Origin of the sequence: Streptomyces sp. NPDC047072 (assembly GCF_040643855.1) — a bacterium.
In the GTDB taxonomy this organism is placed as follows: domain Bacteria; phylum Actinomycetota; class Actinomycetes; order Streptomycetales; family Streptomycetaceae; genus Streptomyces.
Map to the genome: position 1 here is coordinate 26,122 of NZ_JBEYVC010000016.1, position 23,089 is coordinate 49,210.

A 23,089-nucleotide genomic window follows, 5' to 3' on the forward strand; every position below is an offset into this window, starting at 1 on the left:
GACCGGCATGACCCATCGTTCCCAGGCAGGCGAGCGGATGGTCTGCAAGGTGGTCATCTCCGGAGGGTTCGGCGTGGGCAAGACCACCGCGATCGGCTCCGTCAGCGACATCCCGCCCCTGCGCACCGAGGAACAAATCACCCAGCAGAGCGCGGCGACGGACAGCCTCAACGGGGTCGAACGGAAGACGACCACCACGGTCGCCATCGACTTCGGCCGGGTCGGATGGGACGTTCCCATCCCGATCGAGCTGTACCTGTTTGGAACACCGGGACAGCCCCGTTTCTGGGACTTCTGGTACGACCTGTCGGACGGCTCTTTCGGCGCGTTGCTCCTGGCCGACACCCGCCGGCTCGACACCAGTTTCCGCGCCGCCGACTTCTTCGAGGAGATCGGCCTCCCGTACGTCATCGCCGTCAACGTGTTCCCCGGCACCCCCCGTCGGCCCATCGCGGAGATCCGCGAGGCATTCGACGTCGAGGACCGTGTGCCGGTGTTGTTCTGCGACGCCCGCCGCCCGGAGTCCGTGGCCGGAGCACTGCGCGCTCTCATCAAGTACGTCGTACAGATTCGTTCCGCTACTTCCAGCCTCTTGGACGCGTGATGACCTCCCCTTATCCCCCGGCTGTAGCCCCCACCACCCAGCACCGGATCCAGACCTTCACGGACGACCCGGCCACCGAACTCGCAGAGATGTCCGCCCGCCTCACTCGCTTCGCCGAGCTGGGCATCACCATGCAGGGCCAGGAGATCCTCGACGACATCGCCACCGAGATGGCCAGCCAGAGCGGCTTCGTCCACGCCATGGTGAACGCCTTCGGCGAGCAGCAGACGTTCCTGGGCCTGCACAACCCGCCGCCGGAGTCGGGCTATCCCACCGTGGGCCGCACCATGCGCCGCGACCACGGCTACTGCCCGGAAGTCGTGCGCCGCAAGCTCGGCCTGCCCCTGCCCGACGTGGCCGCATCCCCTCGCTTCCAGAGCAACCACGTCGTCGATGCCATCGGCATCCAGTCCTACTTCGGCGAGCCCATCGTCGACCAGACGACCGGCCTGGTCCTGCTCACCGTCTGCATCGTCGACCCGGAGCCGAGGACCCTCGCCGACGCGGTCCGGCTGCAATCCACCGTCCGCAAGACCACGTTCATCACCGCCGACATCCTCAAGATCCCCATACCGACGACTCGTTGAGGCGCCGCCCGCGCAGGAACCCTCCGCACGCGGGTTGTGTCTACACCACGCCTTCGCCGCCCCCACCCGGCAGCCCCCCGAACCCCGGGGCCCGGCCGCACTGCGCCTTGCGACCCCGTACAGGGAGAGGGAGACGACCATGCCCACCACACCGCCGCCCGCGCTCACGACCCTCCTCAGACCCGACCACCATCGGCTGTGGAACGAGGCCGACGCCTTCGCCGCCGAACTCATCGCGCCCCGCGTGAAGTTCATGGAAGAACACCCGGACAAGATCGAGCGGAGGATTCCCCAACTCATGGCCCAGAGAGGATGGTTCGGTGTGACCATCCCCTCCCAGTACGGCGGGATGGCGGCCGGGCATGTCGCCAAGACCGTGTTGATCCACCGCGCAGCTGTAGTGTCCGGGGCCGCGGCGGCCATCCTCCAGGCCAGTCTGATACCCGTCGGCGCGGTGCAGAACTGGGGCACCCCCGAGCAGAAAACCCTGTGGCTGCCGCAGGCGGCCGCGGGGACGACGCTGTTCTCGATCGCGGTCACCGAGCCGGATGCGGGGGGCCACATCGGGGGTATCGAGACGGTCGCCGAGCAGGTAGGAGATTGGTGGGTGATCACCGGCGAGAAGCTCCACATCGGGAACAGCCACCTGGCCGGCCTCCATGTGGTCGTCGCCCGCACCGCCCCGCCCGACGTCCCCGCTTCCCGGGCTCTGACCGCGTTCCTCGTCGAGGACGGCCGCAAGGGGCTGACCAAGGACAAGCACCGGCGGGGACTGGGCATGCACGGCTTCAGCGCGGGCCGGCTGCGCCTGGACCACGTCCGGGTACCGGCGGGCAACGTCCTCGGCGAGGTCGGACGGGGCATGGCCGTGGCGCAAAGCTCCAGCATCCTCTACGGGCGCCCCAACCTCGGCGCAGTCTCCCTCGGTATCCACGAAGCTCTCGTGGAGACAACCGCCCGGTGGATGGCGGCCCGCCCCCGCTACGACGGGCACCTGTCCGACCTCCCCGTCCCCCGATTCCGCCTCGGCGCCATGCAGGACCGATTCCAGACCGCGCGGGGCGCCATCTATCAGGCTGTGAACCTGCTGGACGAAGGCGCGAGCTGTGACGCCGAGCTGATCGGCGCCAAGCACACCAGCCACCGGCTCGCCGCCGACTCCGCGCGCGAGGCGATGGAACTGCACGCCGCCGCTGCCCTCGGCATCGACTACCCCCTCCAGCGGTACTTCCGCGACGTCCAGTACACCTATCCGCCGGCCGGAACCGGGGAGGTCCAGCTCATCCATCTCGCGGCGGAGGCTCTCCACCAGCGCTTGATCAGCTGGTCGGAGTGGCTGGCCGCCGACGCGTCCTGGGCGCCCCCCGAACCGCCCCCCGCATAAGCCCCCGTACGCGGCAGCCCCCGTGAATCACAACCTGCCTCCCACGGGTCCGCGCCCTGACGCCGCGCCGATCCTTCCCGGTCCGGTGGCGGGGCGAAGTCCCTTTGTTCTTCCGGTTGTTGGCGTCTCCTGAAAGAACGAAGGGGCTGCTCCTGGCCCTGTGTCGCCGAGTGTGGGGTTCTGCGGCACAGGGCTGGAGCGACCAACCGGCCCGGACACCGGGCCTGCTCCAGCCAGCGATCGAATCAACCATGGGGAACCAGTGACCTCCCTCACCGGCCGCCACCTTGAGCTGCGCCATCGGATCACCACGATCGCGCGCACAGTGTCGTCCCTCGTTCAGGAGACAACCGGCCTCCCGGCGGAGGTCCGCTTCCGCCCCGTACCAGCGTTGCAGGAGCCCCATCCGTGTCCATGAGCCCGACCACGTCCGCCACTCAGGCATTCGCCGAGATACAAGCGGCTCAGTACCGTCACACCAGGGACGGGTTGCCTCCCCTCGTGTCGTCGGTGCTGCCGGTCGCCGTTGAATGCCTGGTGTGCGGCACTCCGCGCGTCGTGACCCTCAACCGCCTCCGAAGAGGACGCACTTGTAAGCACAAGAGTGTTGTTCCGCAGATGGCAGTGCAATTGGCTGCCCAGCACGGGTGGCGCCCACGTCGTACTTTCCCGGGCAGACGCTCCGATGCTTGGGCTCTTGAGTGCTCGACGTGCTCCAGACCCGATTCCCTCAGCCTGAACGACATAACGGAGAGGGGGGCCGTCTGCCCGTGCGCCGGGTTCGCCGCCGAGCTGCGCACTGCCGGGTACGAACCGAAGGTCCCCTATCCAGGGACCGCGAAGAAGCCTTGGCCGTCGGTCTGCACGGCCTGCGGAAGCGATCGGACCTGTTCCCTGAGTCACGTCCGTGCAGGTCTCCGTTGCAAGCACCGCGGGGCGCTGCCTGGCGGTGTTGGAGTGATGCTCGCCGGGAATCCCCTCGGCGCCAGCCGGTGACGGTGCACCGCGCTCACCTGCCGGATGAACGATGGGACCACATCGCGGCTGCCGTTCTGCCGATGCTGTTCGACCTGACGCAGCAGATTGCGCGCTTCGGCGCCGCTGCCGATCCGTGGAAACACCTGCCTGGCTACGACACCGAAGAGTTCGCTTCGCCCATCACGAACGGAACGGCGTAACCACACGATTCAGAAGCTTCCACCGGTAAGAGCCCCTGACTCTCCCTGAGTTGCTGGCTGCTGTCTCCGGACAGAGGTGATGCGGGGACAGCAGCCAGCCCCTCCATACGCGGGGCCGGTCAGGTCTGTCCGGCCCCGACGGCATCGCAGTGCACGGCACATCCCCTCGCCGCACTGACAGACGAGGAACTTCATGGCGACCCCAATTGGCCTCTTCAACCCCTGACCGCCCCAAGGAGCCCTGTTGTGACCCTCACCTGCCAGGCCGCCGTCCTGCCCGCCCCCGGCCAGCCCCTGGAGATCCGCGACATCCAGCTCACCGAGCCGCAGCCCGGCGAGGTCCTGGTCCGCACCGCCGCCGCCGGGATCTGCGGCACCGACCTCCACTTCGCCGTCGGCGCGTTCCCCTACCCCACCCCCACCGTCCTGGGACACGAGGCCAGCGGCACCGTCGCAGCCGTCGGCGCGGGCGTCACCTCCGTGGCCCCCGGGGACCGGGTCATCGTCTGCGACCAGACGTTCTGCGGGCAGTGCGCCGCCTGTCTGAGCGGCGCGATGGTCTACTGCACTGACCCATCGGCCAAACAGCGCCAGCACCAGAGGATGCGGCTGGGCGGCGATCCGATCCGCCAGTACCTGGGCGTCTCGGCCTTCGCCGAACTCATGGTCGTCGACGCGCACGCCCTCATCCCACTGCCCGACGGCATCTCCTTCGAGGCCGGCGCACTGCTCTCGTGCTGCCTGACCACCGGACTGGCCACCGTCTTCAACGTCAACCGGCCCGCGCCGGGCTCCGCCGTCGCCGTCATCGGCACCGGCGGGGTCGGCCTCGGCGCCGTCCAGGGCGCACGGATCGCCGGGGCCTCCCGCATCATCGCGGTCGACGAACACCCCCACCGCCTGGCCATAGCCGAGGAACTCGGCGCCACCGACACCCTGCTCGCCAACGTGGCCACGGCCGCCGACATCAAGGAACTCACCGGCGGCGGGGTCGACCACGCGATCGAAGCGGTCGGCTCGATCGACACCGCCGAGCAGGCTTTCTACGCTCTCGCCCCGGGCGGGCGGGCCACCGTCATCGGCATGCTGCCGGCCGACACCGACATCAACGTGCCCGGCCGTCTCCTACGCGGCGGCCGGTCCCTGACCGGCACCGTGATGGGCTCCGTACGGACCCAGGCCGACATCCCCCGCTACGCCGACATGCTGCTGCTCGGCGTGCTGCACGCCGAGCCCCTGATCACCTCGACACGGCCGCTGAAGGGCATCAACGACGCGCTCGGGGACGCCTCGGAGTGTGCCGGCGTGCGCGCGCTGATCCGGTTCTAGGCCACGAACGCCGTCTGGACCTCGTCGAAGTGACTCGTCCACCACTCCAAGAACAGCGAAGCCGAGAGGAACAGGTGATCACACGAGTGATCGCCGCGGTCGTAATGGAACTCCAGGTGCCAGTAATCGCACATCCGCTTCCACCACAGGCGCAGCACCGCGTCGTTAAGGTCCTCGTCGGCCAGAGGACGCACGGACCGGTAGCCGTGGACGAAGGCCGTCACCCGGGCCAGATCCAGGTCACCCTGCTCGCGTCCGAAGAGCAAGGTGGCCGAGCGGGCGACCTCCTCGCCGAACGAGCCGACCCGGATCCGGTCCCAGTCCAGCACCGCGCTGATCCGGCCCTCGTACCACTTCACGTTCAGGTGCTGGAAGTCGCCGTGCCGCCAGCCGAACGGGCCCAGCGGCGCATCGCTGGTCGGCCGCTGGCCCGCGTACTTGTCCAGCAGCACCAGGCGCTGCTGCACAAAGCCGGTCGCCTCGGCGGCGAACGCGCTGCCGTAAGCCGCGGCCAGGGCCAGGAAACGCTCCGCCTCGGAGCGTGCCCTGTCCGGGCTGGCCACCGACGCGGTCAGGCCGGCGGGCTTCTCGGGCAGCAGCTCCTTTCCGACCTCGTTGAGCGCCCCGTGGATGCGGGCGAGCACGGCGCCGAGCGCGCACGCCTGCTCCTCTCTCAGGTCGGTCCCGGCGATGTGCTCGCCCTCAACCCACGGGAACAGGGCGTAACCGCGGCCGTCCGTCTCGAAGACGAACTCCCCGCCGGTCGTCAGCGCGGCCGGGGCCGCCGGCACACCCGCCGTCGCAAGCGCAGCCACGACCGCGAGGTTGCGCCGCGCCAGGGGCAGCGACACATCGAGGATCTGTTTGAGCACGAAGTCGCCGCGCGCCGTGGAGAGGCGCCAGTTGCGATTCATCAGGCCCTCGGCCAAATAGCGCACCTCGTGGACCCGGCCCAGGTCGTACGCCTTCACCAAGGGCGCAAGGTCGGTGGACACGTCCGGTGCAGACGCCTCAGAAGTCACACCGGCAGGCTACCGATCTCCTCGATCGCCTGCGGCACGTACGGCGAACGCAGCCAGTGGACGACGTCTATGCCTGACCAGCGCGCCGTAATGCACGTCGCGGGCGTCGACATGACGGGCCTGAGCGATCACCACTGGCTGGTCGTGACGAATGTCCTCGACACGGCCGTCGATTTCCACCGAGACCGCTTCGCTCTCGCCACCTGATCCACCACCCGCCGGAACCGGACCGGCTCCGATTGCCGCTAGTTCCGTTCGTGCCCCCGTCACGGACCGAACTGGCCCCCGCACTACACACCGACCAACCACACCGAGAGCGCCGACAGCGACTAACTCATGTCCCTAACCATCGAACACCTCGACGACTTGCCGCCCGCCCCGGTCTCCGCCACGCGGCCCGCGCTGCCCGCCGGTACGCCGATTCTCCTGGAAACGGAGGACCTGACCGTCCTGCGCCTGATCGCCGCCGGTCACCGGCGCATCGACATCGCCGACATCACCTTCAGCAGCACGACCGCGATAGACACGCGCAGGCGGCGGCTGTGCGGCGCTCTCGCAGCGGACAGCAGCGAGCACCTCGCCGCCCTCGGCACGGTCTACGGTCTGATCACGCGCGACCACCTGCCCGACGCACCCAGGACATCGCCCGAAGTGTCCGAGGACGATCAGCAGATCCTCGATCTGATCGTGACCGGGTTGAACGGAACGCGCATCGCGGCCCGGCTCCAGCGCGACGTCGGCCCAGTGAACACCGCTATAGCACGGCTCGTAGGCGCGTTCCACGCGGACAACCGGTGCCAACTCGCCGTTCACGCCGTCCTGGTGGAGGCAGTGACCGGCCGTGCCGTCGATCGGCGCTTTGCCTCCAAGCCGTTGTCGAGTCTGCCTCCGTTCCACCTGACCGTCACGGACACCGGCATCCTCCTGCACACCGCGCCCGCGCAGCCGTCGGCGGATTCCGATCACCGAAGCCTCGCCGACAGCAGCCCGGCTGATCAGGAACCCGAACCGACCGGATCAGACCAAAGCCCGCAGAAGGACATGGCATCGATCCCGCCGGAGCTGGCCACCTGGGTCAGCAATCACGTTGGCCGCCACCACCCGTGGCCCCTGCCGATCGACGTGTCCGGTGCTCGCTCATGGCGGATGTCCTCACCAGAAGGAATCATCGAACTCCGGGTTCCCCGGACCTACGGTGACCTCCAGCGCGAGGTATCCGCACACCGGCACGCCATCAATCGGCTGGACGACGGACGTGCGCCCCACCTGGTCGGGTTCGACCCCAGACTGCGCGCGCTGTTGATCCGCGAGCCGCGGGGCGAACGCATGGACGGCACCCCAGGCACGGGCCTTCACCGGGAATCCGTGCACGAGCAGGCCGGGCAACTCCTGCGCACCCTGCACGACAGCACACTGGGAACCCACGACCGGCAGGCCCGAGCGGCAGAGAACACTCTGCGATACCTCGACTACGTCGACCGCGTGCTCGGCCGGATCGATTCCCCGGTGCTGACCGGACGACGAACGGCCGTCCGGCGCCGCATGCTCGTCCTGCGAGAGGCACTCCCTCAGCTGCCGGCCGCCTTCTGCCACGGCTGCTTCGGAGTCGGCGCCTGGCGGTGGCAACGGCCCACCAGGTCGCTGGCCCTGACCGGGTTCACCCGCTCCCAGTTGATGACCGCGGTCACCGACTTCGCCAGGCCGTCGCTTCTGTGGAGCGACCAGCCCACACTGCAGGACGCCTTCTTCCGGGGGTATGGCCGGCCTCTGGACGAGCGGGAGCAGCTCCTGCTCGGCGATTTCGCCCTCCTGGCCGCCCTTGAGGACCTGCACCACGCTATCCGCCTGGACGACACCGAGGCGCGCCTGTATCTCGCCGATGCCGTCTGTGCGGCCATGGACCGACTGCCCGGCCAACCGTAGCCCCACCCGTGTGAACCTCCCCGGAACCCCGCCCCGTTCCCCGCGATCGCCAGGTATCGGCAATCGCCTGCGGTCTTTCGCACCTCGAACCGTGCCCGACGCCGAAGAGGAATCCGTGCCTAGCCCTCTCATCGATCGCACCGCCAGCAGCAGGCCGCAACTATGGCCGCACCAGCAGGAGTTGGTCTCCGCAGCCGCCCGAACCCTGAGCACCGGCCCCCGGACCACCGGGGTGATGGCGTGCGGTCTCGGCAAAACGCGCGCCGCCTGCGAAGTCGCGCACCTCGTCGCTGCCGACGACCGCGTGCTGATCGTCGCGCCCACCATCGACCTGGTCGGGCAGATCCTGCGCGACTGGAGAGACCACCGGGGCGCCGCCCATCTGGGCCGCGTCGTCGCCGTGTGCTCCGACGACAGTGTCCTCCTGGACCAGGACGGAGAACCGCTGGCGCCGCAGCCGATGATGGTGACCACTGATCCGCAGCAGCTGGCCACTTTCACCAAGGGCCCCGGCCGCGTGACCGTGGCCATCACCTATCAGAGCCTGCCGACGCTGGCCGCGGCCCATGCCCATCACGGGCTTGCGCCCTGGCGCTTGGTGATCATCGATGAGGCGCACCGCAGTGCCGGACCGGTCACGAAGGCATGGGGCCTCGTGCACGACGACGTCGCTCTGCCCGCCGAACGGCGCCTGTATCTGACCGCGACGCCGCTGATCACCGGCGACAGCGCGATCAGCATGGACGACCCGAAAATCTACGGCCCCATCTGCACGAACATCCCGTTCTCCCGTGGTATTGAACTGGGCATGCTCGCCGACTACCGCCTCGTGGTCGCCGTGGCCACCAGCCACGAGGTGCGGGCGCTCGCCGAAGCGGAGACCCACTTCCGCGTCGGGCGGTCGGGAGTGTCCGCCGCCATGCTGGCCCGGCAGATCGCGATCTTGCGCGCGGCGCGGGAACACGACATCAGGAACCTGATCACCTTCCACCGACGCGTCAGCGACGCCCAGTGGTTCGCCGCGACACTCCCGGCTGTCGCCGACCTGCTCGACCCCGGCGAACGCCCGCCCGGATCTCTGTGGGCCGGCCACGTCCACGGCGGTCAGCCGGGCCATGAACGACGCGAGATCCTGGAGCGGCTCCGCACCCGCGACAACGGCCTTAAGGTCGTCTCCAACGCGCGGGTACTCACCGAAGGGGTCGACGCGCCGGATGTCGACGGGGTCGCGTTCTGCGATCCCCGCGAGTCGGTCATCGACATCGTCCAGGGCCTCGGGCGTGCCCTGCGCACCGGTGGCCGCACCGGCAAAGTCGCCTCCGTCATCGTCCCGCTCCTCCTCGAAGACGGCGACGATCCCGAAGAAGCCCTGCTGGGCACGAAGTTCGGGCCCGTCCTGCGCGTCGCCCAGGCTCTGCGGGCCACCGACGACACCCTCGGCCGGCGGCTCGACAGCGCACGCCAGGCCCTGGGCACCCGCGAGCACGGCAGACTGGACCTTGACCAGCGGGACGACCCTGATCCGCACAGCTCCCTTCCCGACTGGATCAGTTTCAGCGGGATTCCCGTGCCGCCGAGCTTCGCCCGCGCCATCTCCATACGGATCGTCCGGTCCGCCAGCAGCGACTGGGCGGAAGGAATCGCCGCCAGCGCTGCCTACTTCGAAACTCAGGGGCATTTGCAGCCTCCCCGCGGCTGGACGACCCCGGAGGGACTCCATCTCTTCCGATGGCTCACGCACCAAAAGATCCGGTATCGCGAGGGTCGGATGACTTCGCAGGAGGCCGCCGAACTCGAACGGCTCGGCATCATCTGGAACCAACGCGACCACATCTGGGAGCAATTCCTCGCAGACCTTGTCAGCTTCAGGAAGGAGCACGGGCACCTCGATGTCCCGCGGAAATATGTGACACCGGCTGGCGGGCCCCTCGGGATCCAGGTGACCGACCGGCGTTCGACCTGGGACAAGCTGAGCGCCGAGCGTCAAACCGAACTCCTTGAACTCGGCTTCATCCGTGACCGCATTGCACACTCCTGGGACCAAGGCTTTCCGGCCTGGCTGGAGTTCACGACGGAATATGGTCACCCTGTCGTTCCAAAGGACTACATCACCGCCAACGGAGTGAAACTCGGGGCATGGCGCATCCTGCAGCTCAGGAGACTCAAGCTTGGCAGGCTGCCACCTGAGCACGCCGAACTCATCACGGCCAACCAACTGCACGTCGACGGACCAGAGGTGCATGAGCGCCGGCATGTGCAGGCGCTCAAGGACTTCCACCAGGCGCATGGCCATGCCGAGGTGCCCTACGACCACGTCACGGCCGACGGTCTGAAACTCGGGACCTGGCTGAGCTACCAGAGGAAAAAACTCCGCGACAACGCCATCGGCGAAGAAATGGCCCGGGAATTCTCCCAGCTCGGCGTGCGAGCCGTACTTCGCAAACTGCCCGGAGGCGGCTGATGCCGAACCCCGCCAGCGTCCCCGGCCCCGCGTTTCCTTACGCCCGTGGAACGGGACGTCGCCGCGCAGCGGCGCACCGAACGCGGAAGCCGCGGCCGTCCTCAGGATCACGCTGCCGGTCCGCGGCGATTCGGCCACGACCAGAGCTCTCGTCCGCCGCTCCATTCAGGGGTGGGCGACATCCGCCCCGCGTAACCGCGGGGGTGCGGACGCGACTCAAACACGCGTGTTCGAAAGCGGTGTCCGGCTCGTTGTCCCGGTCATCATCAGTCATCCCCAACCCGGCCTGCGGGCCGCGCTGTTGGTGATGCGTGCTGGTCGCCGCCTTCGGCGCCTGCCACCGGCACGTTCTCGTTCTCTTGTCCTGTCGACCTGAGGAGTCTCCATGAACCCCGCCCTCGTCACCGCCCATCCTCTCCCTGGACAGCCCGGGGCCGTCCGGGCGGCTGCTGCTCTTTGCCTTGTGACGATGTGCGACAGCACCTCGGCCGGCATCGCGGAGATGTCACGTCCGGATCCGAGGTGGGGGGCATGAGCGTCACCACTCCGATTCCGGCCGCGCTACTGGAATGGGTCCAGAGCATCGTCGGTCCCGTGTCCGAACGCGACGTCTCCCACGACCGCCCCAATTCCCGCGTGTGGGAACTGACTTATGGCACCGGGCGGGCTTTCGTGAAGTTGTCCCCGAACCCGACGTCCTTCGCCCGGGAGACCCGCGCCTTGCGCGAAGTGGCACCCGGTCTGGAACCGGGCACCGTCCCCGTGCTGAGGGGAGCCGACGCGCACCAGCAGGCGCTGCTCCTCTCACCCGTCCCCGGCCGCCCGGTGAAGTCACTCTCTCTCACCCCCGGCGGCGAGCGCGCACTGCACCGCCACGCCGGAGGCTGGCTGCGGCGCTTCCACGGCGGCCCCGGCGATCTATCGGTCCAGGACCACAAGGACGCCGCCGCCGAGATCGCCCGGGCCGCAAGCGGTGCCGACAGGCACCTGGAACGGGCCGGGGATCTGATCAGCGCCCAGGAACAGCAGACCGTTCGGTGGCATGCCGCCGAGTTCAGCCACGTCGGACCGCTGCCCGCCGCATATGTCCACGGAGACTTCCAGCCCCGCAACTGGCTGCTGGACACCGACCGCGCGAGCACCACGTTCGGGACCGTGGACTTTGAACGCGCCCGACCGCACGCCGCAGTCGCCGATGTCGTCCTTCTCGCCTGCGGACCCTGGGTCGGGCGGCCCGACCTAGAGCGGGCGTTCTGGGACGGGTACGGCCGCGGACTTACCGGCGAGGAGGAACGGGCGCTGCGCTGTCTGTCCGCGCTGGACGCGGCGAGCGCCATCGCCTGGGGCGTGCCAGGCGGGGACCAGGAGATCGTCGAGCGCGGGCGGGCCACGCTGGCCCGGCTGGAGGTGCCGGCCGCGTGAGCGATCTGTACCTGAGCCCGGTGAACGTGATCGTTGTCCTGGTACGCGACGACGGCCGCGTTCTGGCGGTGCGGCACAACGCAGCATCCACGACCTCACCGCGTCAAGTCACCGTGGTCGGGGGCAAGTTGGAGGCCGGGGAGTTCGTGGACGAGGGCGCTCTGCGTGAACTCGCCGAGGAAACCGGTGTCCGTGTCGCGCCCGAGGATCTGGAGTTCTGCCAGCTGATGCACTACGAGGGCCCGGACGGAGTGCGGGTGATCGGGGCCGTGTTCACCGCTCAACGCTGGCAGGGCGAGGCTCACAACGCCGAGCCCGACAAGCACGACGCGATCGTATGGATCGATCCCGGGAATCCGCCGCCCGACTGCCACGCCTATACCCGGGAGGTCCTTACGAGTTTCACCGCCGGGCGGCGGTACACCACCCTCAGCGTGCCGGCGGGCGGGGGCGTGTCATGACCCAGCCGACCGTGCCCGCGCAGGGCTCCCGCCTCTCAACCGAGGCGGCCGGGACGACGGTTGCGTCGCCGGCGCCCGCGGAGATCAAGTACACCGGGCAGTACTCGGTCAACCCCATGGACGGGATCTCGTTTAGGGCGTTGTGCGCCCGGATCCCGTCGGTGATGAAGAGGATCGCGGGCATGTCGTGGGCGGTCGACCGGGCGGCGGTCGTCCTGCTGCTGGTCTGCCAGGTGACGGTCGGTCTGGCGGCGGCCGGGCAGCTGACCGCCACCTCGAAGGTCATGCGCTCGCTCCTGGGGGACGGCACCGTTGAGGAGCGGCTGCACCAGGCGCTGTCGGCGCTGGTCTTCGTCGCGGTGATGGCCGCCCTGTCCCGTACGGCGAGTGCGGTCTCGGCCTACGGGGACCGGCGGATCACCCCGAAGCTGACCACGGAGGCCGACACGGCGCTGGTCTCTGCGGTGTGCCGGGTGGAGGCCGCCGCCTACAGCGAGGACGGCTTCCACGACCGGCAGGAGGCTGCCGAGATGGGCGTGATCCGCACTCATGTGATGGTCGCCGACGCCCAGCAGCTGATGTCCTCGCTGATCCAGCTGGTCACGGCGTGCGGGGTCCTGGCGGTGCTGGACTGGCGGCTGCTGCCGTTCCTGCTGCTGGCCGTCCTCCCGGCGGGCGTCGGCTCGGTGCTCACCGCGCGCGTGGACTACGACATCCACTACGCGAACATCGCCAACCGCAACGCCCGGGGGATGATGCGCTGGTGGGCGACGAGCCCCAAGTACGGGGACGAGGTCCGCGCCAACTCGATGGCCGGCTACCTGCTGTACTGGTACTGGGCCTTGTCGCAGCAGGCTGATGCGCGTTCGCTGGCCGCGGCTCCCCGGATCCTGCGGATCAACCTGGGGGCGGCGGCGTGCGGCGGGCTGTTCCTGGTGGCCACCTGGGCGGCGCTGTACTGGCTGGCGGCCACCGGCCAGATCGCGGTGGCGATCGCCGCGACCGCGGTCTTCGCCGTACGGACCACCCTGGGTGCGCTGACCCAGCTGGTCCGCAGCGCCGCCGCGGTCTTCCACACCAGTCTCTACCTCGGCGACATGACCGCCTTCCTTGACGAGGCCCAGGAAAAGGCCCCGCACCGCGGCGAGTTGACCGTCTCGGCGCCCCTCGACGAGGTCCGGGTGCAGGAGGCGGTGTACCGCTATCCGGGCAAGGACAAGCCGGCCGTCGACGGGGTGTCGCTGACTCTGCGGCGCGGCCAGATCCTGGCGCTGGTCGGAGTCAACGGCTCGGGCAAGACCACCCTGACCCGGCTGCTCGCGGGGATCCTCACGGCCGACCAGGGCACCGTGACCTGGAACGGAACCGACCTCGCCGCGGTGGACCCGGACACCGTGTGGGCGCTGACCGGTCTGGTCCCGCAGGTCTTCGCGCAGTGGCCGCTGCGGCTGCGGGAGAACGTCAACCTTGGCCAGCCCCGCCCCGGCGGCGACGTGCCGGTGTGGGAGGCGATCGACGCTGTCGGACTGCGCGCGGCGGTCGAGGACCTGCCCGACCAGCTCGACACCCTGCTGGCGCGGGAGATCTTCAGCGGGGTGGAACTGTCCGGCGGGCAGTGGCAGCGGGTGGCGTGCGCCCGGGGTCTGCACCGGCTCCCGGAGCTGCTGATCATGGACGAGCCGACCTCCCAGGTCGACCCGGAAGGAGAGCACCGGGCGTTCGAGACGCTCAAGGCCATGGCGGCGGACCGCATCACGATCGTGGTGACGCACCGGCTGGAGAACACGAAGATCGCTGACGAGATCGTCGTGATGGAGGAGGGCCGGGTCACCGAGCACGGTACCTACCAGGACCTTGCCGCCGGCGGTGGAACCTTCGCCCGGCTGCTCGCCTTGTCACAGGACCGATGACTGCCCGGGTGCCGCCCCCTCACGTGTCGGGGCGGCACCCGCCCTCGCACCGATTGCGGATGTCCCCCCCTCCTGAAGGAACTGTGATGACGACCGAACGACATGAGGCAGATGCCGGGCAGCTGCAGCCGGGCTTCGTCTGGCCGAAGCTGACGGGCAGGACGACACGATGACGCCCGAGGAGTCAGCGAATCTTCAGGCGTGGACCGCCTACGGCAACTTCCAGCTGGACCGCGGATTCCGCACACCGGATCCCGACCAGATCCACTGGGGCACACCGGGAGGCACCGGGCCGGGCACCGCCGTGCTGGGTGACATCCGCGGCAAGCGGCTGCTCGACCTGGGCTGCGGCGGCGGCCACCACGCAGCCCACCTCGCCCGCGACCACTACGCCCAGGTCGATGCCATCGACGTCGCCCCCACCCAGCACCAGCGCGCGCTCGCCCAGTACGCCGCCGTCCCCGGCGTCCGCTACCTGCTCGGGGACGCCGTCGACCACCTCACCCGGTGCGAACCGTATGACCTGGTGTATTCCGTCCACGGTCTCGGCTACCTCGATCCCCACCGCAGCCTGCCCGCCGTACATCACGGACTGCGCCCGGGCGGGCGGCTCGTCTTCTCCGTCCTGCACACCGATCTGCGCACTCAGCCGCCCTCCAGCAGCGTCGAGCCGCGACAGCTGAAAGTCCAGCTCAAGGGCATGGAACCGCAGGACGTGCATCTGTGGGTGCTCTCTCCCCAGCTGTGGAAGGACGTGCTCACCGACCACGGCTTCACCGTCGAGGCGAACGACCTCCTTGGCCGCCCAGACGATGACCCGGTCGTCGACCAGCTCATTCAAGCCCGGCGCCGCCCTTGACCGCCCCGCCACCCCCAGCGTCAGGACAGCCGGCCGAAACCCCCACCTCACGACTCCCGCCTCCACCCGGCAACTCGTGCGCCGCCGCCCGCACCGCAAACCCGGTACACCACTCGATGATTCGGAGACCTGATGACCTCCCTGCCACCCGGCACTGCAACGAAGGCCGCCGAGTACGGGGCCTCCCGGGCCACCCTGTGGACCGGGGTGTCCGTGCTCATCACCGACACGGCGGGCCGCATCCTGCTCGAACGCGTCACCTACCGCAAAACACGGCTCCTGCCGGGCGGCGCCGTAGACCCCGAGGAAGCCCCCACCGAGGCCGCTGCTCGCGAGGTCCTGGAGGAACTGGGCGTCCACCTGCCCATCAGCCGGACACTGGCCGTGGACTGGGTCCCGTCGACCACACCCGGCTTCGACCCCGACGCCCGCTTCCCCGGCGAGATCATCTACGTCTTCGACGGCGGCACCTGGGACAGCGAACAGATCGCCGCGATCCGCCCGCGCCCCGGCGAGATCGAGGCCGTTGACTTCGTCGACCCCGCCGAACTCCCCGCGCTGATGGCGCCCGGGAACGCCCGCCGTGGCTTGGCCGCTCTCCACGCGCGCGCTACCGACGGCGCGGTGGTGCTGGAAGACGGCTACCCGATCACCCCACCTTCCCCTGCTTCCTGACCCGCCCGCGCACCTCAACTCACCTGCTGTGAAAGGACATACCGTTGCTGACGATAGGCAACTACAACGCCTACAAACTCAAGCTCAGCGACCACGGCACCGACGCCTGGAACGCCCGCACCGCCGCCGTCCGCGAACTCGACCCGGACATTCTGGGTGTCCAGGAAATCGTGGTCGACGCAGCGAACACCCCGCGCAAGCAGTGGGATGCCGTAGCCGCCGACACCGTGGCGGCTTTCGCCGACGACTGCGGACTGACCGCCGCGATCACACCCACCGACGGGTATCCGCACGGCACGGCGATGGCCGCCGACGGCCACCCCCACCGAGCCTGGTACACGGCCGCCCTGTGGAAGCCCCAGACGGCCGGCTACGTCCCGGACAGCTACCGTCCCCTGGGCGTACCCGACTTCTGGCACGGGCTGACCACCATCGCCTTCGACATCGGTGCCGCCGAACCCCTCACCGTCGTCAGTTACCAGGGGGACCCGTTCCGTCCGAACTGGCGGGCGGAGGAGGCCCTGCGCATCAAGGGCCTCCTGCGCCGCACCGGAGGCGTGAAGTCCGCCGTCGTCGTCGGTGATTTCAACGGCCTGTCCGCCGCCCGGGTACCGGGTCCGGACGGGGCGCTGGTCTACTACGACGGTGAGGCGTATGCCGCCCAGGACCACGACGATCTCGAATACCAGGTGCAGGCCGGCACCATCGGCGGGGAGCAGCTGGCCGACCGGCGCCAGAGTGAAATCCTGCTGCGCAACGGCTACATGGTCGATGTGGCGGCCCATCTGGGCGTTCCGTGGCAGGCGACGACGGGGCACTGGGAGGACGGCAAGGGCGACCCCGACCCCTGGGGAGCGCGCAGGATCGACCTGATCCTCGCTACCCGTCCCGTCGCGCCGGCCGTGACCGGGTACGGCGTTCTGGACAGTGAGATCGCTCTGGCCGGTTCGGACCACCGGATCATCTGGGCGGCCGTCGATCCCGCTCTCATTTCCGTGGAGGGTGGGCGGTGAGACGGTTCCTGAACCCGGAGCGGCTGTGGACGACCCCGGACGGGCTGGACGAGGACCGGATCACACCGCACGTGCTGTGGCTGCCGCACGACCAGCCCCAGGTACTGGCCTACTTCGCCCGCTTCCGTGACGTACTGGCCCCCTACCAGGACTTCATCACGCCGGTCGCCGAGCGTGACCTGCACGCGACCATGCAGAAGATCAAGCGCCGCGATCGCGACGGACGGCGCATCGACGCCAAACGCCTGCGGCAGGCCACGCCGGCCGTCCAGGAGGCACTCGCCGCTGTCGCGCCGATCGGGATCGAGATCGGCCCGCCTCGTGCGTCCGCGTCTGCAGCCGTCGCCGACATGTGGCCCGAGGAGGAACTGCACCAGCTCTACCTGGGCGTACGAGCAGGGCTCGATGCCGCAGGACTGCCCCTGCCCCCGCCCGCCGACTGGTACTGGGGACACATGACCGGAGGCTATGGCCTTGAGGACACCAATACGCCCGAACTCGCTACGCGCTCGGACCGGCTCGCTTCCGTACTCGGCCGGGCTCTTCGCCCGGGCGCCCGCGTCAGGGCCACCGTGTCTTCCCTCTGGCTAGTCCTGGAACGGCAGGATCCAGTGACGAACACCTACACCTTCGAACGCGTCCAGGAGATTCACCTGGGCCGCACCGAACCAGGAAAAGGATCATGAAGCAGTTCGTGCCGACCTTCCAAGGCCAGGACTGGGAATCCGGGGCAGGAGCACTCCATCTCTATGTCCGGCCCGAAGAAGCCGATACGGAGTTCCACGACCTCGTCGCGGCCTGCCGCGAGACCCTGGACGGTTATCCCGTATGGTGCGTGCCCGACGATCTCGTGCACATCACCGTCGAAATGGACGCCTCCGCCCCCAGCAGCGACATCGGTGCCGCCGAGCGTACGCGCCTCATCACCGCGCTCAAGGGTGAGCTGAAGCGCATCGAGCCGTTCACCGTGCTGTGCGGAAGTCCCCTGGCCAACCGCTCGGGGGCCGTCCTCGATACCCATCCCGACCAGCGCCTTGTAGCCCTGCGGAACCTGGCGCGTTGTGCGCTGTGGGAGGTACGCGACACCTCGGCGATCACCCATGAGGGGGGCCGCGGGCACGCCTCCCTGGGCTACGCCTACGACAGCGCCGACTCCGACCCGCTCCAGAGCGCCCTGCGCCGGATCAGCCCCAGCCACGCCCCGCTGACCGTGTCTCGCCTGCACCTGCTCGACGTGCGCTGGACCGCGCACCCACGAGCGGACGGAGGCGTCCGCTGGGAGGCGGACTGGGACCCCGTCGCCGTCCTGCCGCTGGGCACCTTCTAACCGGCCCGCAGACACCACCCTCCGTAGACCATGGCATGAGCATGCCTCGGTCTCACCGAAAGGATTCGCCATGAACGCGTCCGCGCTGGACGACAATCTGCGCCAGCAGGCCGAACGTGCCCTGAAGACCGGCGACTTCGCCGCCTCGGCCCGCCTGTACGAGCAGCTCCTCCCGGAGGTGTCCCCGGCCTCGGGCACCGAGGACGCCGATGCCCTCGCCGCGCGTGTGCAGTATGCGCTCGCGCTGTACGGTCTCGCCGACTACCCGGCCGGCGAAACCCAGCTCCGGCACGTCCTGCACGGACAGCAGCAGCTCCTGGGCCTGGACCATCCCGACACACTGACCACGACGGCCCGGCTCGCCGACAATCTGGGCGAGCAGGACCGCTGGACGGAGGCGGGACAACTGGCCCGCGCCGCCGTCGAGCGCGCCACCACCGTCCTGGGCACCGAGCACTCGGCCTCCCTGACCTGCCGCCTCACCCTGGCCTGGGTCCAGTACCACACGGCCCCGCACGAGTCCGAGGAGGTGATCCGCGCCACCGCACGGGACATCGTCGCCGTACACGGTGATGGTCACCGCGACGCCTGGGCCGCCCGCCACCTCCTGATAGAGACCCTTTGGGCCCTGAACCAGACCGACGAAGCCGAGTCCGAGGCCCACGCCCTGATCGCCTTGCGGGAAGAACGGCAGGGCGCCGAGCACCCGCATACCCTGCGCGCCCGTGCAGACCTCGCCCTGGTCCTGCACACCGCCGGGCAGACCGATCAGGCCCGGGCGCTGATCGACGACGTGGCGGAGACGAGCAGTCGCGTGCTGGGCGGCGACCACCCGTACACCGCCGGCATCCGCGCCACCCGCAGCACCATCGCCGCGTGAACACCGCCCTGCGGCAGACCGCCGCCCGGGGGTGCCGGGGTGGCCTTGTCACCCTCTCGATCACCGGGGACGATCAGGCGGCGGACGCCGAACAAACCCTGGAGGAAGCGTGATCGTGCTGCTCGCCGTGCATGCTGTGCTGATCGCTGCGGCGATCGCGCTGTGGGCCGTCTCGGTGGCCCAGCAGCGTACCCGGACTCGGGACGGGCTACGGCAGCAAGCCCTCCAGAGCCACCTCGACCTCCTGCGCCAGGGAATCGCGGACCCGGAGCTGGCCCGGCTGTGGATGACCGAGCGGCTGGAGGGTCTCAGCGACGGCGAGATCCGGGCCCACCTATTCCTGAACGCACGGATCATCGTGCTGGAGTTGGAGTGGGAGACCGGCGCGCTGACGCCCGTGCATCTCCGGGTGGCGGCCGAGTCGTTCCTCTCGACACCCCAGGCACGCCAGTACTGGGAGCGTGCTCGTACGGTCCGCGCCAGGGTCGCCGAACAGGCAGCACAGCGCACCTTTCACACGGCCTTCGAGGACGCCTACAACCGCTACGGAACCCCCGTCGCCGGCTGAGCACCGTACGTCCTGACGTCATCGGTGGTTCTCCGCTCCCGGCTGGAGGGGAGAACCACCGATGGCTGCTCCTTCCACGGCGGTGCACTTGGGGCCGGCGCAGGTCGTGTCCGCAAGCGATCAAGGTGGTCTCGGTGACGCGTCCGACTGCCGCCGACACGACCGGACAGCAGAGGCTCCTGGCATGCGCCGGTTTCAGCTCCGGAATTTCGCGCGATGGAGCACTCGTCTATTCGCGGCACCCGCACGGGTAATTGAAGGCGGGCATCGGCAAGGATGCCCGCCCAACAGAGGAGTTGACCTCGTCGCGTTTCCTCAACGCGGTTCGCCGCCGGTCCGCGGTACCTCCAGGGCGGGTGGCGGGGCGGGTGCTATGGGGTGCTGATAGGAGAGTTCCCAGTGGAGTGCGGGCACGAGCATGTCGGCTGTCTCGACAGCTCGGCCGTCGGATGCCGTGAGGGTGCGGGTGATCACGGTCGCCATCGAGCCCGCTGGGGAGGACACCCGCTGTGCCTGGGCACGGTCGAGAAGAACCGGCACGAGGGTCTCCTTCACGGCCGTCACCCTGACGTCTACCTGCGTCATCCGCTCGGCGACGGTACCGCTGGCGAAGGGGCCGTGTCCGGGCAGGACGATGAGACTGCTCCCGGTCAACTCCATCGGCTCCCAACTCGTCACCGCCAACAGCGGCCCCTCGGCCACAGCGTGAACGGTGTATTCCGTGCGCACGCACAGCGCACCCGGCTCGATGCCCAGCCGTTCGGCGATGGAGTGCGGCGCGGGCACCCGCGGCGCGCTCTGCGCCTGCCACGTTCCGTCGAACCCGGCCGGGAGGAGTCCGTAGAAGGGCGCTGTCAGCACGTGTCGGCGCCGGGGCGTACGAACATAGGTTCCCGAGCCCTTGCGGGCCTCCAGCACGCCGGCCTCGATCAGAACCTCCTGGGCCCGCCGGACCGCGTTCTCCCCGCCCGTGCCACCCAGCAGTTCGTGCGCGAGAGCCTGCCGTGAGGGCAGCCGGTGCCCCGGCGGCCAGACACCCGCCGCGACGCGCTCCCTGATCGCCAGAGCGACACGCTCATACGGGAAGCCGCTGTCGCTGTCGGAAGGACCGCTCACCGCCACCCTGTTCCTTTCACCAAGAGCCGCTGGGAACAGCCACCGTAATCCACGCACGACAAGCTAGTTCACCAGCTTTCCCGCCCCCCCTCGACCACGATCCCGGAGCCGCATGTGCGCTATGACCTCGCTGACGTCTTCGCCCAACAACCCCTGGAAGGAAACCAGTTGGCGGTCTTCACCGACGACGGCCGTCTGCCCGATGACCGGCACATGCAGGCGATCGCGAGGGAGCTGAACCTGTCCGAGACCGTTTTCCTCACCGCTCCCACCGACGGGGGCGATGCCAGGGTGCGGATGTTCTCCACCGTCACCGAGATCCACTTCGCCGGCCACCCCCTCCTCGGCACGGCCGCCGTCCTGGCTCACCGCCAGGGACGGGACGCGGCGACGCTGCACATCGAGACGAACGTCGGCCCCATCCCCGTCACCGTGACCCGCCACGGCGCGGGACGCTACACCGCCTCCATGAGCCAGCCCATTCCCCGGATCGAGCCCGTACCCGACGAGCAGGCCGCCCAGATCCTTGCCGTCCTCGGGCTCGCGCGCAGCGCACTGCCCATCACGCTCTACGACGCCGGCATCCCCCACCTGTACGTGATGGCCGACAGCGCCGACGCGGTCCGGAATATCGAGCCCGACTTCCCGGCCCTCGGCCGAGCCGGCGGCCCCGGCCGGCCCCGCATCAACGTGTTCGCCCTCACCGGACCGACCACGGCCCTGACCCGCATGTTTTCCGCCTTCGACCGGGGAATGCCCGAGGACCCGGCGTGCGGCTCCGCAGCCGGACCGCTCGCCGCGCAACTCGTACGCCACGGCCTCCTCGCGTCCGGAACCGAACTCATCCTCAGCCAGGGCGAATCCGTGGGCAGACCTTCCGTTCTGCACGCCACTGCCGATGCCGACGCCAGGGAGATCCGCGCGATCAAAGTCGCGGGCGGAGTCTGCCTCATCGGCTCGGGAACTCTGCACTAGCTGCAGATCGCGATGCCGTGGATGCACTCCGCGATGTCCCGTGAGGGGCGGCGCGGGCAGGTCGCTCGGCCTAAGCGGAGCTGGGGCATGCTCGGGTCTTCCTGGTGGTGAGGGAGCAGATCTTCAGTCCGTCGTGCTGCCGAGGCCCTGTTGGTCTCGGGCTGCGCGGTCGGGCGTGGCCCGGCAACCGCGCCACGCCCGAGATCGCGCTCGGCGATACCCTCCGTGTTCAGGATCGAGCGGTCACGGGCGGGGGCGGCGGCACCTCGTCCGGCGCCGGGCGGTGGGCCCGCTCCAGTGCCTTCACCCACTCAGGAGTGCCCTCGCCCATGGTGGCCAGTGACTGCTCGCGACGGGGCTCGATGACCTGGCCCGTCTCGTCGGCGTCCAGAGTCTGCGCACGGGTGTAACTCGACCACCACGCCGGCGCGGGCAACGTCGTGTACTGGTATTGGAAGGAGACCGACTCCACGCGCAGCAGCTGGGCGTCGGGGGCGGCCCAGTCGGACAGGACGTTCCCGCCGTACCGGCGGACATAGGGGTGGTGGCCGTCGGCGAAGCACACCGTGACGTTCCTGACCGTCTCCACCGTGCGGGCTCCCTCGGGCCCCATCCACAACTCTCCCCAGGACTCCTCGACCTCGGCGACCTGGATGGCGTCATTGTGCAGCACGTACCGACCGTAGCGAGGGTCGTCTTCGGGGCGGTACGTGAAGTCGTATCGCTCGATGGCCGGGAAGGCGCCATCCGAGCGAACCCTCCTCTGCGGGCCCTGCACATGCACTGCAGCAAGGTGCGGTACCCGATCGACCCAGGTAGCGAAGATCCACCGGCCCAGATCCCAGGGACCGCAGTTTCCCGTCAGGGAGTCACTCAGGTCGTTCAGGTAGTGGTGGACCAGCTGTTCGTCGACCCAGCTGTCGAACTCGGCGAACGCGATGTGCGCGGCGATCGATTCGTCCTCGGCGAGGTTGTCGTTCGCCACGACCTCCAGCCGTACCGCCCACTGATGTTCGTGGGGGTGGTGACATCCGTGCCAGGACGGCAGGAGCTGCTGGCTGTGGACCGCGGTGAACTCGGGACCTTCGTGGGTCAACGTCATCATCTGTGGCTTCTCCCCTGGGACTTCAACCGGCGCCGCCCCAACGAGCCGTCAACAATGCCGCGTTGGGGTCAGGGCGGAGCACTTCGTGGACACCCCTTGGGTAGACCGTAGATGATGAGCGTGCCGTCATGTTGATCACCTGCGGACTTCGGCCGCCGAGCCGACTACTCCTCGGGAAGCGCGGTGTTTCCGCAGGGGCGGCGGCGGGCGTTGGGTGCGGCCGGTCTGTGGGCGAGCGAGACGCGCGGGCGAAGGGGGCTAGGGAATGGCAGGAGATGCCGATGCTCATG

General features: G+C 69.2%; 21 protein-coding genes. 18 read left to right on the top strand and 3 right to left on the bottom strand.

Annotated features, from left to right (window positions below):
- Window positions 1–7 precede the first annotated feature (7 nt).
- The 4 genes from ABZ896_RS09935 to ABZ896_RS09950 all read left to right on the top strand — a co-directional run bounded on the left by ABZ896_RS09935 (window position 8) and on the right by ABZ896_RS09950 (window position 5,082).
- A complete protein-coding gene (locus ABZ896_RS09935) occupies window positions 8–604 on the top strand; it encodes an ATP/GTP-binding protein (RefSeq protein ID WP_360924777.1) in 597 nt (198 codons plus the stop codon).
- Complete coding sequence (locus tag ABZ896_RS09940; RefSeq protein WP_360924780.1) at window positions 604–1,191, top strand: GAF domain-containing protein; 588 nt, start codon at window positions 604–606, stop codon at window positions 1,189–1,191. The genes ABZ896_RS09935 and ABZ896_RS09940 overlap by 1 nt, the downstream gene beginning before the upstream one ends.
- Window positions 1,192–1,330: 139 nt before the next feature.
- Window positions 1,331–2,575 carry an acyl-CoA dehydrogenase family protein gene (locus tag ABZ896_RS09945; protein WP_360924783.1) on the top strand — a complete coding sequence of 415 codons (1,245 nt, stop codon included), beginning with the start codon at window positions 1,331–1,333 and terminating at the stop codon, window positions 2,573–2,575.
- Window positions 2,576–3,999: 1,424 nt separating this feature from the next.
- Window positions 4,000–5,082, top strand: a complete 1,083-nt coding sequence (locus ABZ896_RS09950; RefSeq protein WP_360924786.1) for a zinc-binding dehydrogenase — start codon at window positions 4,000–4,002, stop codon at window positions 5,080–5,082.
- Here ABZ896_RS09950 and ABZ896_RS09955 read toward each other — a convergent pair.
- The gene (locus tag ABZ896_RS09955) at window positions 5,079–6,104 is read right to left on the bottom strand and encodes a phosphotransferase (RefSeq protein WP_360924789.1); all 1,026 of its coding nucleotides are present in this window, start codon (window positions 6,102–6,104) and stop codon (window positions 5,079–5,081) included. The genes ABZ896_RS09950 and ABZ896_RS09955 overlap by 4 nt on opposite strands.
- Window positions 6,105–6,173: 69 nt before the next feature.
- On the opposite strand from ABZ896_RS09955, the gene ABZ896_RS09960 reads away from it, so the two are divergent.
- The 13 genes from ABZ896_RS09960 (at window position 6,174) to ABZ896_RS10020 (ending at window position 19,603) form a co-directional block, all read left to right on the top strand.
- Window positions 6,174–6,311 carry a hypothetical protein gene (locus tag ABZ896_RS09960; protein ID WP_360924792.1) on the top strand — a complete coding sequence of 46 codons (138 nt, stop codon included), beginning with the start codon at window positions 6,174–6,176 and terminating at the stop codon, window positions 6,309–6,311.
- 129 nt (window positions 6,312–6,440) lie between these two features.
- Entirely contained in the window at window positions 6,441–8,027 is a 1,587-nt protein-coding gene (locus tag ABZ896_RS09965) for a hypothetical protein (RefSeq protein ID WP_360924795.1), read from the top strand.
- A 91-nt stretch (window positions 8,028–8,118) separates the two neighbouring features.
- Window positions 8,119–10,488, top strand: coding sequence for a Helicase associated domain protein (locus tag ABZ896_RS09970; protein WP_360924798.1), 2,370 nt, complete (start codon window positions 8,119–8,121; stop codon window positions 10,486–10,488).
- Between the two features lie 531 nt (window positions 10,489–11,019).
- The gene (locus tag ABZ896_RS09975; RefSeq protein WP_360924801.1) at window positions 11,020–11,910 is read left to right on the top strand and encodes an aminoglycoside phosphotransferase family protein; all 891 of its coding nucleotides are present in this window, start codon (window positions 11,020–11,022) and stop codon (window positions 11,908–11,910) included.
- Window positions 11,907–12,371: an NUDIX domain-containing protein gene (locus ABZ896_RS09980; RefSeq protein WP_360924804.1), complete on the top strand. Its 465-nt coding sequence runs from the start codon at window positions 11,907–11,909 to the stop codon at window positions 12,369–12,371. Before ABZ896_RS09975 ends, ABZ896_RS09980 begins: the two co-directional genes overlap by 4 nt.
- 116 nt (window positions 12,372–12,487) lie before the next feature.
- Complete coding sequence (locus ABZ896_RS09985; RefSeq protein WP_360924951.1) at window positions 12,488–14,281, top strand: ABC transporter ATP-binding protein; 1,794 nt, start codon at window positions 12,488–12,490, stop codon at window positions 14,279–14,281.
- A 169-nt stretch (window positions 14,282–14,450) separates the two neighbouring features.
- Window positions 14,451–15,140 carry a class I SAM-dependent methyltransferase gene (locus ABZ896_RS09990; protein ID WP_360924807.1) on the top strand — a complete coding sequence of 230 codons (690 nt, stop codon included), beginning with the start codon at window positions 14,451–14,453 and terminating at the stop codon, window positions 15,138–15,140.
- Between the two features lie 132 nt (window positions 15,141–15,272).
- Window positions 15,273–15,815: an NUDIX domain-containing protein gene (locus tag ABZ896_RS09995; RefSeq protein ID WP_360924809.1), complete on the top strand. Its 543-nt coding sequence runs from the start codon at window positions 15,273–15,275 to the stop codon at window positions 15,813–15,815.
- A 44-nt stretch (window positions 15,816–15,859) separates the two neighbouring features.
- Window positions 15,860–16,828 carry an endonuclease/exonuclease/phosphatase family protein gene (locus tag ABZ896_RS10000; protein ID WP_360924812.1) on the top strand — a complete coding sequence of 323 codons (969 nt, stop codon included), beginning with the start codon at window positions 15,860–15,862 and terminating at the stop codon, window positions 16,826–16,828.
- Window positions 16,825–17,514: a hypothetical protein gene (locus tag ABZ896_RS10005; protein ID WP_360924815.1), complete on the top strand. Its 690-nt coding sequence runs from the start codon at window positions 16,825–16,827 to the stop codon at window positions 17,512–17,514. Before ABZ896_RS10000 ends, ABZ896_RS10005 begins: the two co-directional genes overlap by 4 nt.
- Window positions 17,511–18,155: a 2'-5' RNA ligase family protein gene (locus ABZ896_RS10010; protein WP_360924818.1), complete on the top strand. Its 645-nt coding sequence runs from the start codon at window positions 17,511–17,513 to the stop codon at window positions 18,153–18,155. The genes ABZ896_RS10005 and ABZ896_RS10010 overlap by 4 nt, the downstream gene beginning before the upstream one ends.
- Before the next feature lie 70 nt (window positions 18,156–18,225).
- Entirely contained in the window at window positions 18,226–19,035 is an 810-nt protein-coding gene (locus ABZ896_RS10015) for a tetratricopeptide repeat protein (RefSeq protein ID WP_360924821.1), read from the top strand.
- A gap of 109 nt (window positions 19,036–19,144) precedes the next feature.
- Window positions 19,145–19,603 carry a DUF6082 family protein gene (locus tag ABZ896_RS10020; RefSeq protein WP_360924824.1) on the top strand — a complete coding sequence of 153 codons (459 nt, stop codon included), beginning with the start codon at window positions 19,145–19,147 and terminating at the stop codon, window positions 19,601–19,603.
- A 315-nt stretch (window positions 19,604–19,918) separates the two neighbouring features.
- On the opposite strand, the gene ABZ896_RS10025 is transcribed toward ABZ896_RS10020, so the two are convergent.
- Window positions 19,919–20,719, bottom strand: a complete 801-nt coding sequence (locus tag ABZ896_RS10025) for a GntR family transcriptional regulator (protein ID WP_360924827.1) — start codon at window positions 20,717–20,719, stop codon at window positions 19,919–19,921.
- A gap of 114 nt (window positions 20,720–20,833) precedes the next feature.
- On the opposite strand from ABZ896_RS10025, the gene ABZ896_RS10030 reads away from it, so the two are divergent.
- Window positions 20,834–21,694: a PhzF family phenazine biosynthesis protein gene (locus ABZ896_RS10030; RefSeq protein WP_360924829.1), complete on the top strand. Its 861-nt coding sequence runs from the start codon at window positions 20,834–20,836 to the stop codon at window positions 21,692–21,694.
- Window positions 21,695–21,923: 229 nt separating this feature from the next.
- Here ABZ896_RS10030 and ABZ896_RS10035 read toward each other — a convergent pair whose 3' ends face one another.
- Complete coding sequence (locus tag ABZ896_RS10035; RefSeq protein ID WP_360924833.1) at window positions 21,924–22,799, bottom strand: 6-carboxytetrahydropterin synthase; 876 nt, start codon at window positions 22,797–22,799, stop codon at window positions 21,924–21,926.
- Window positions 22,800–23,089 lie beyond the last annotated feature (290 nt).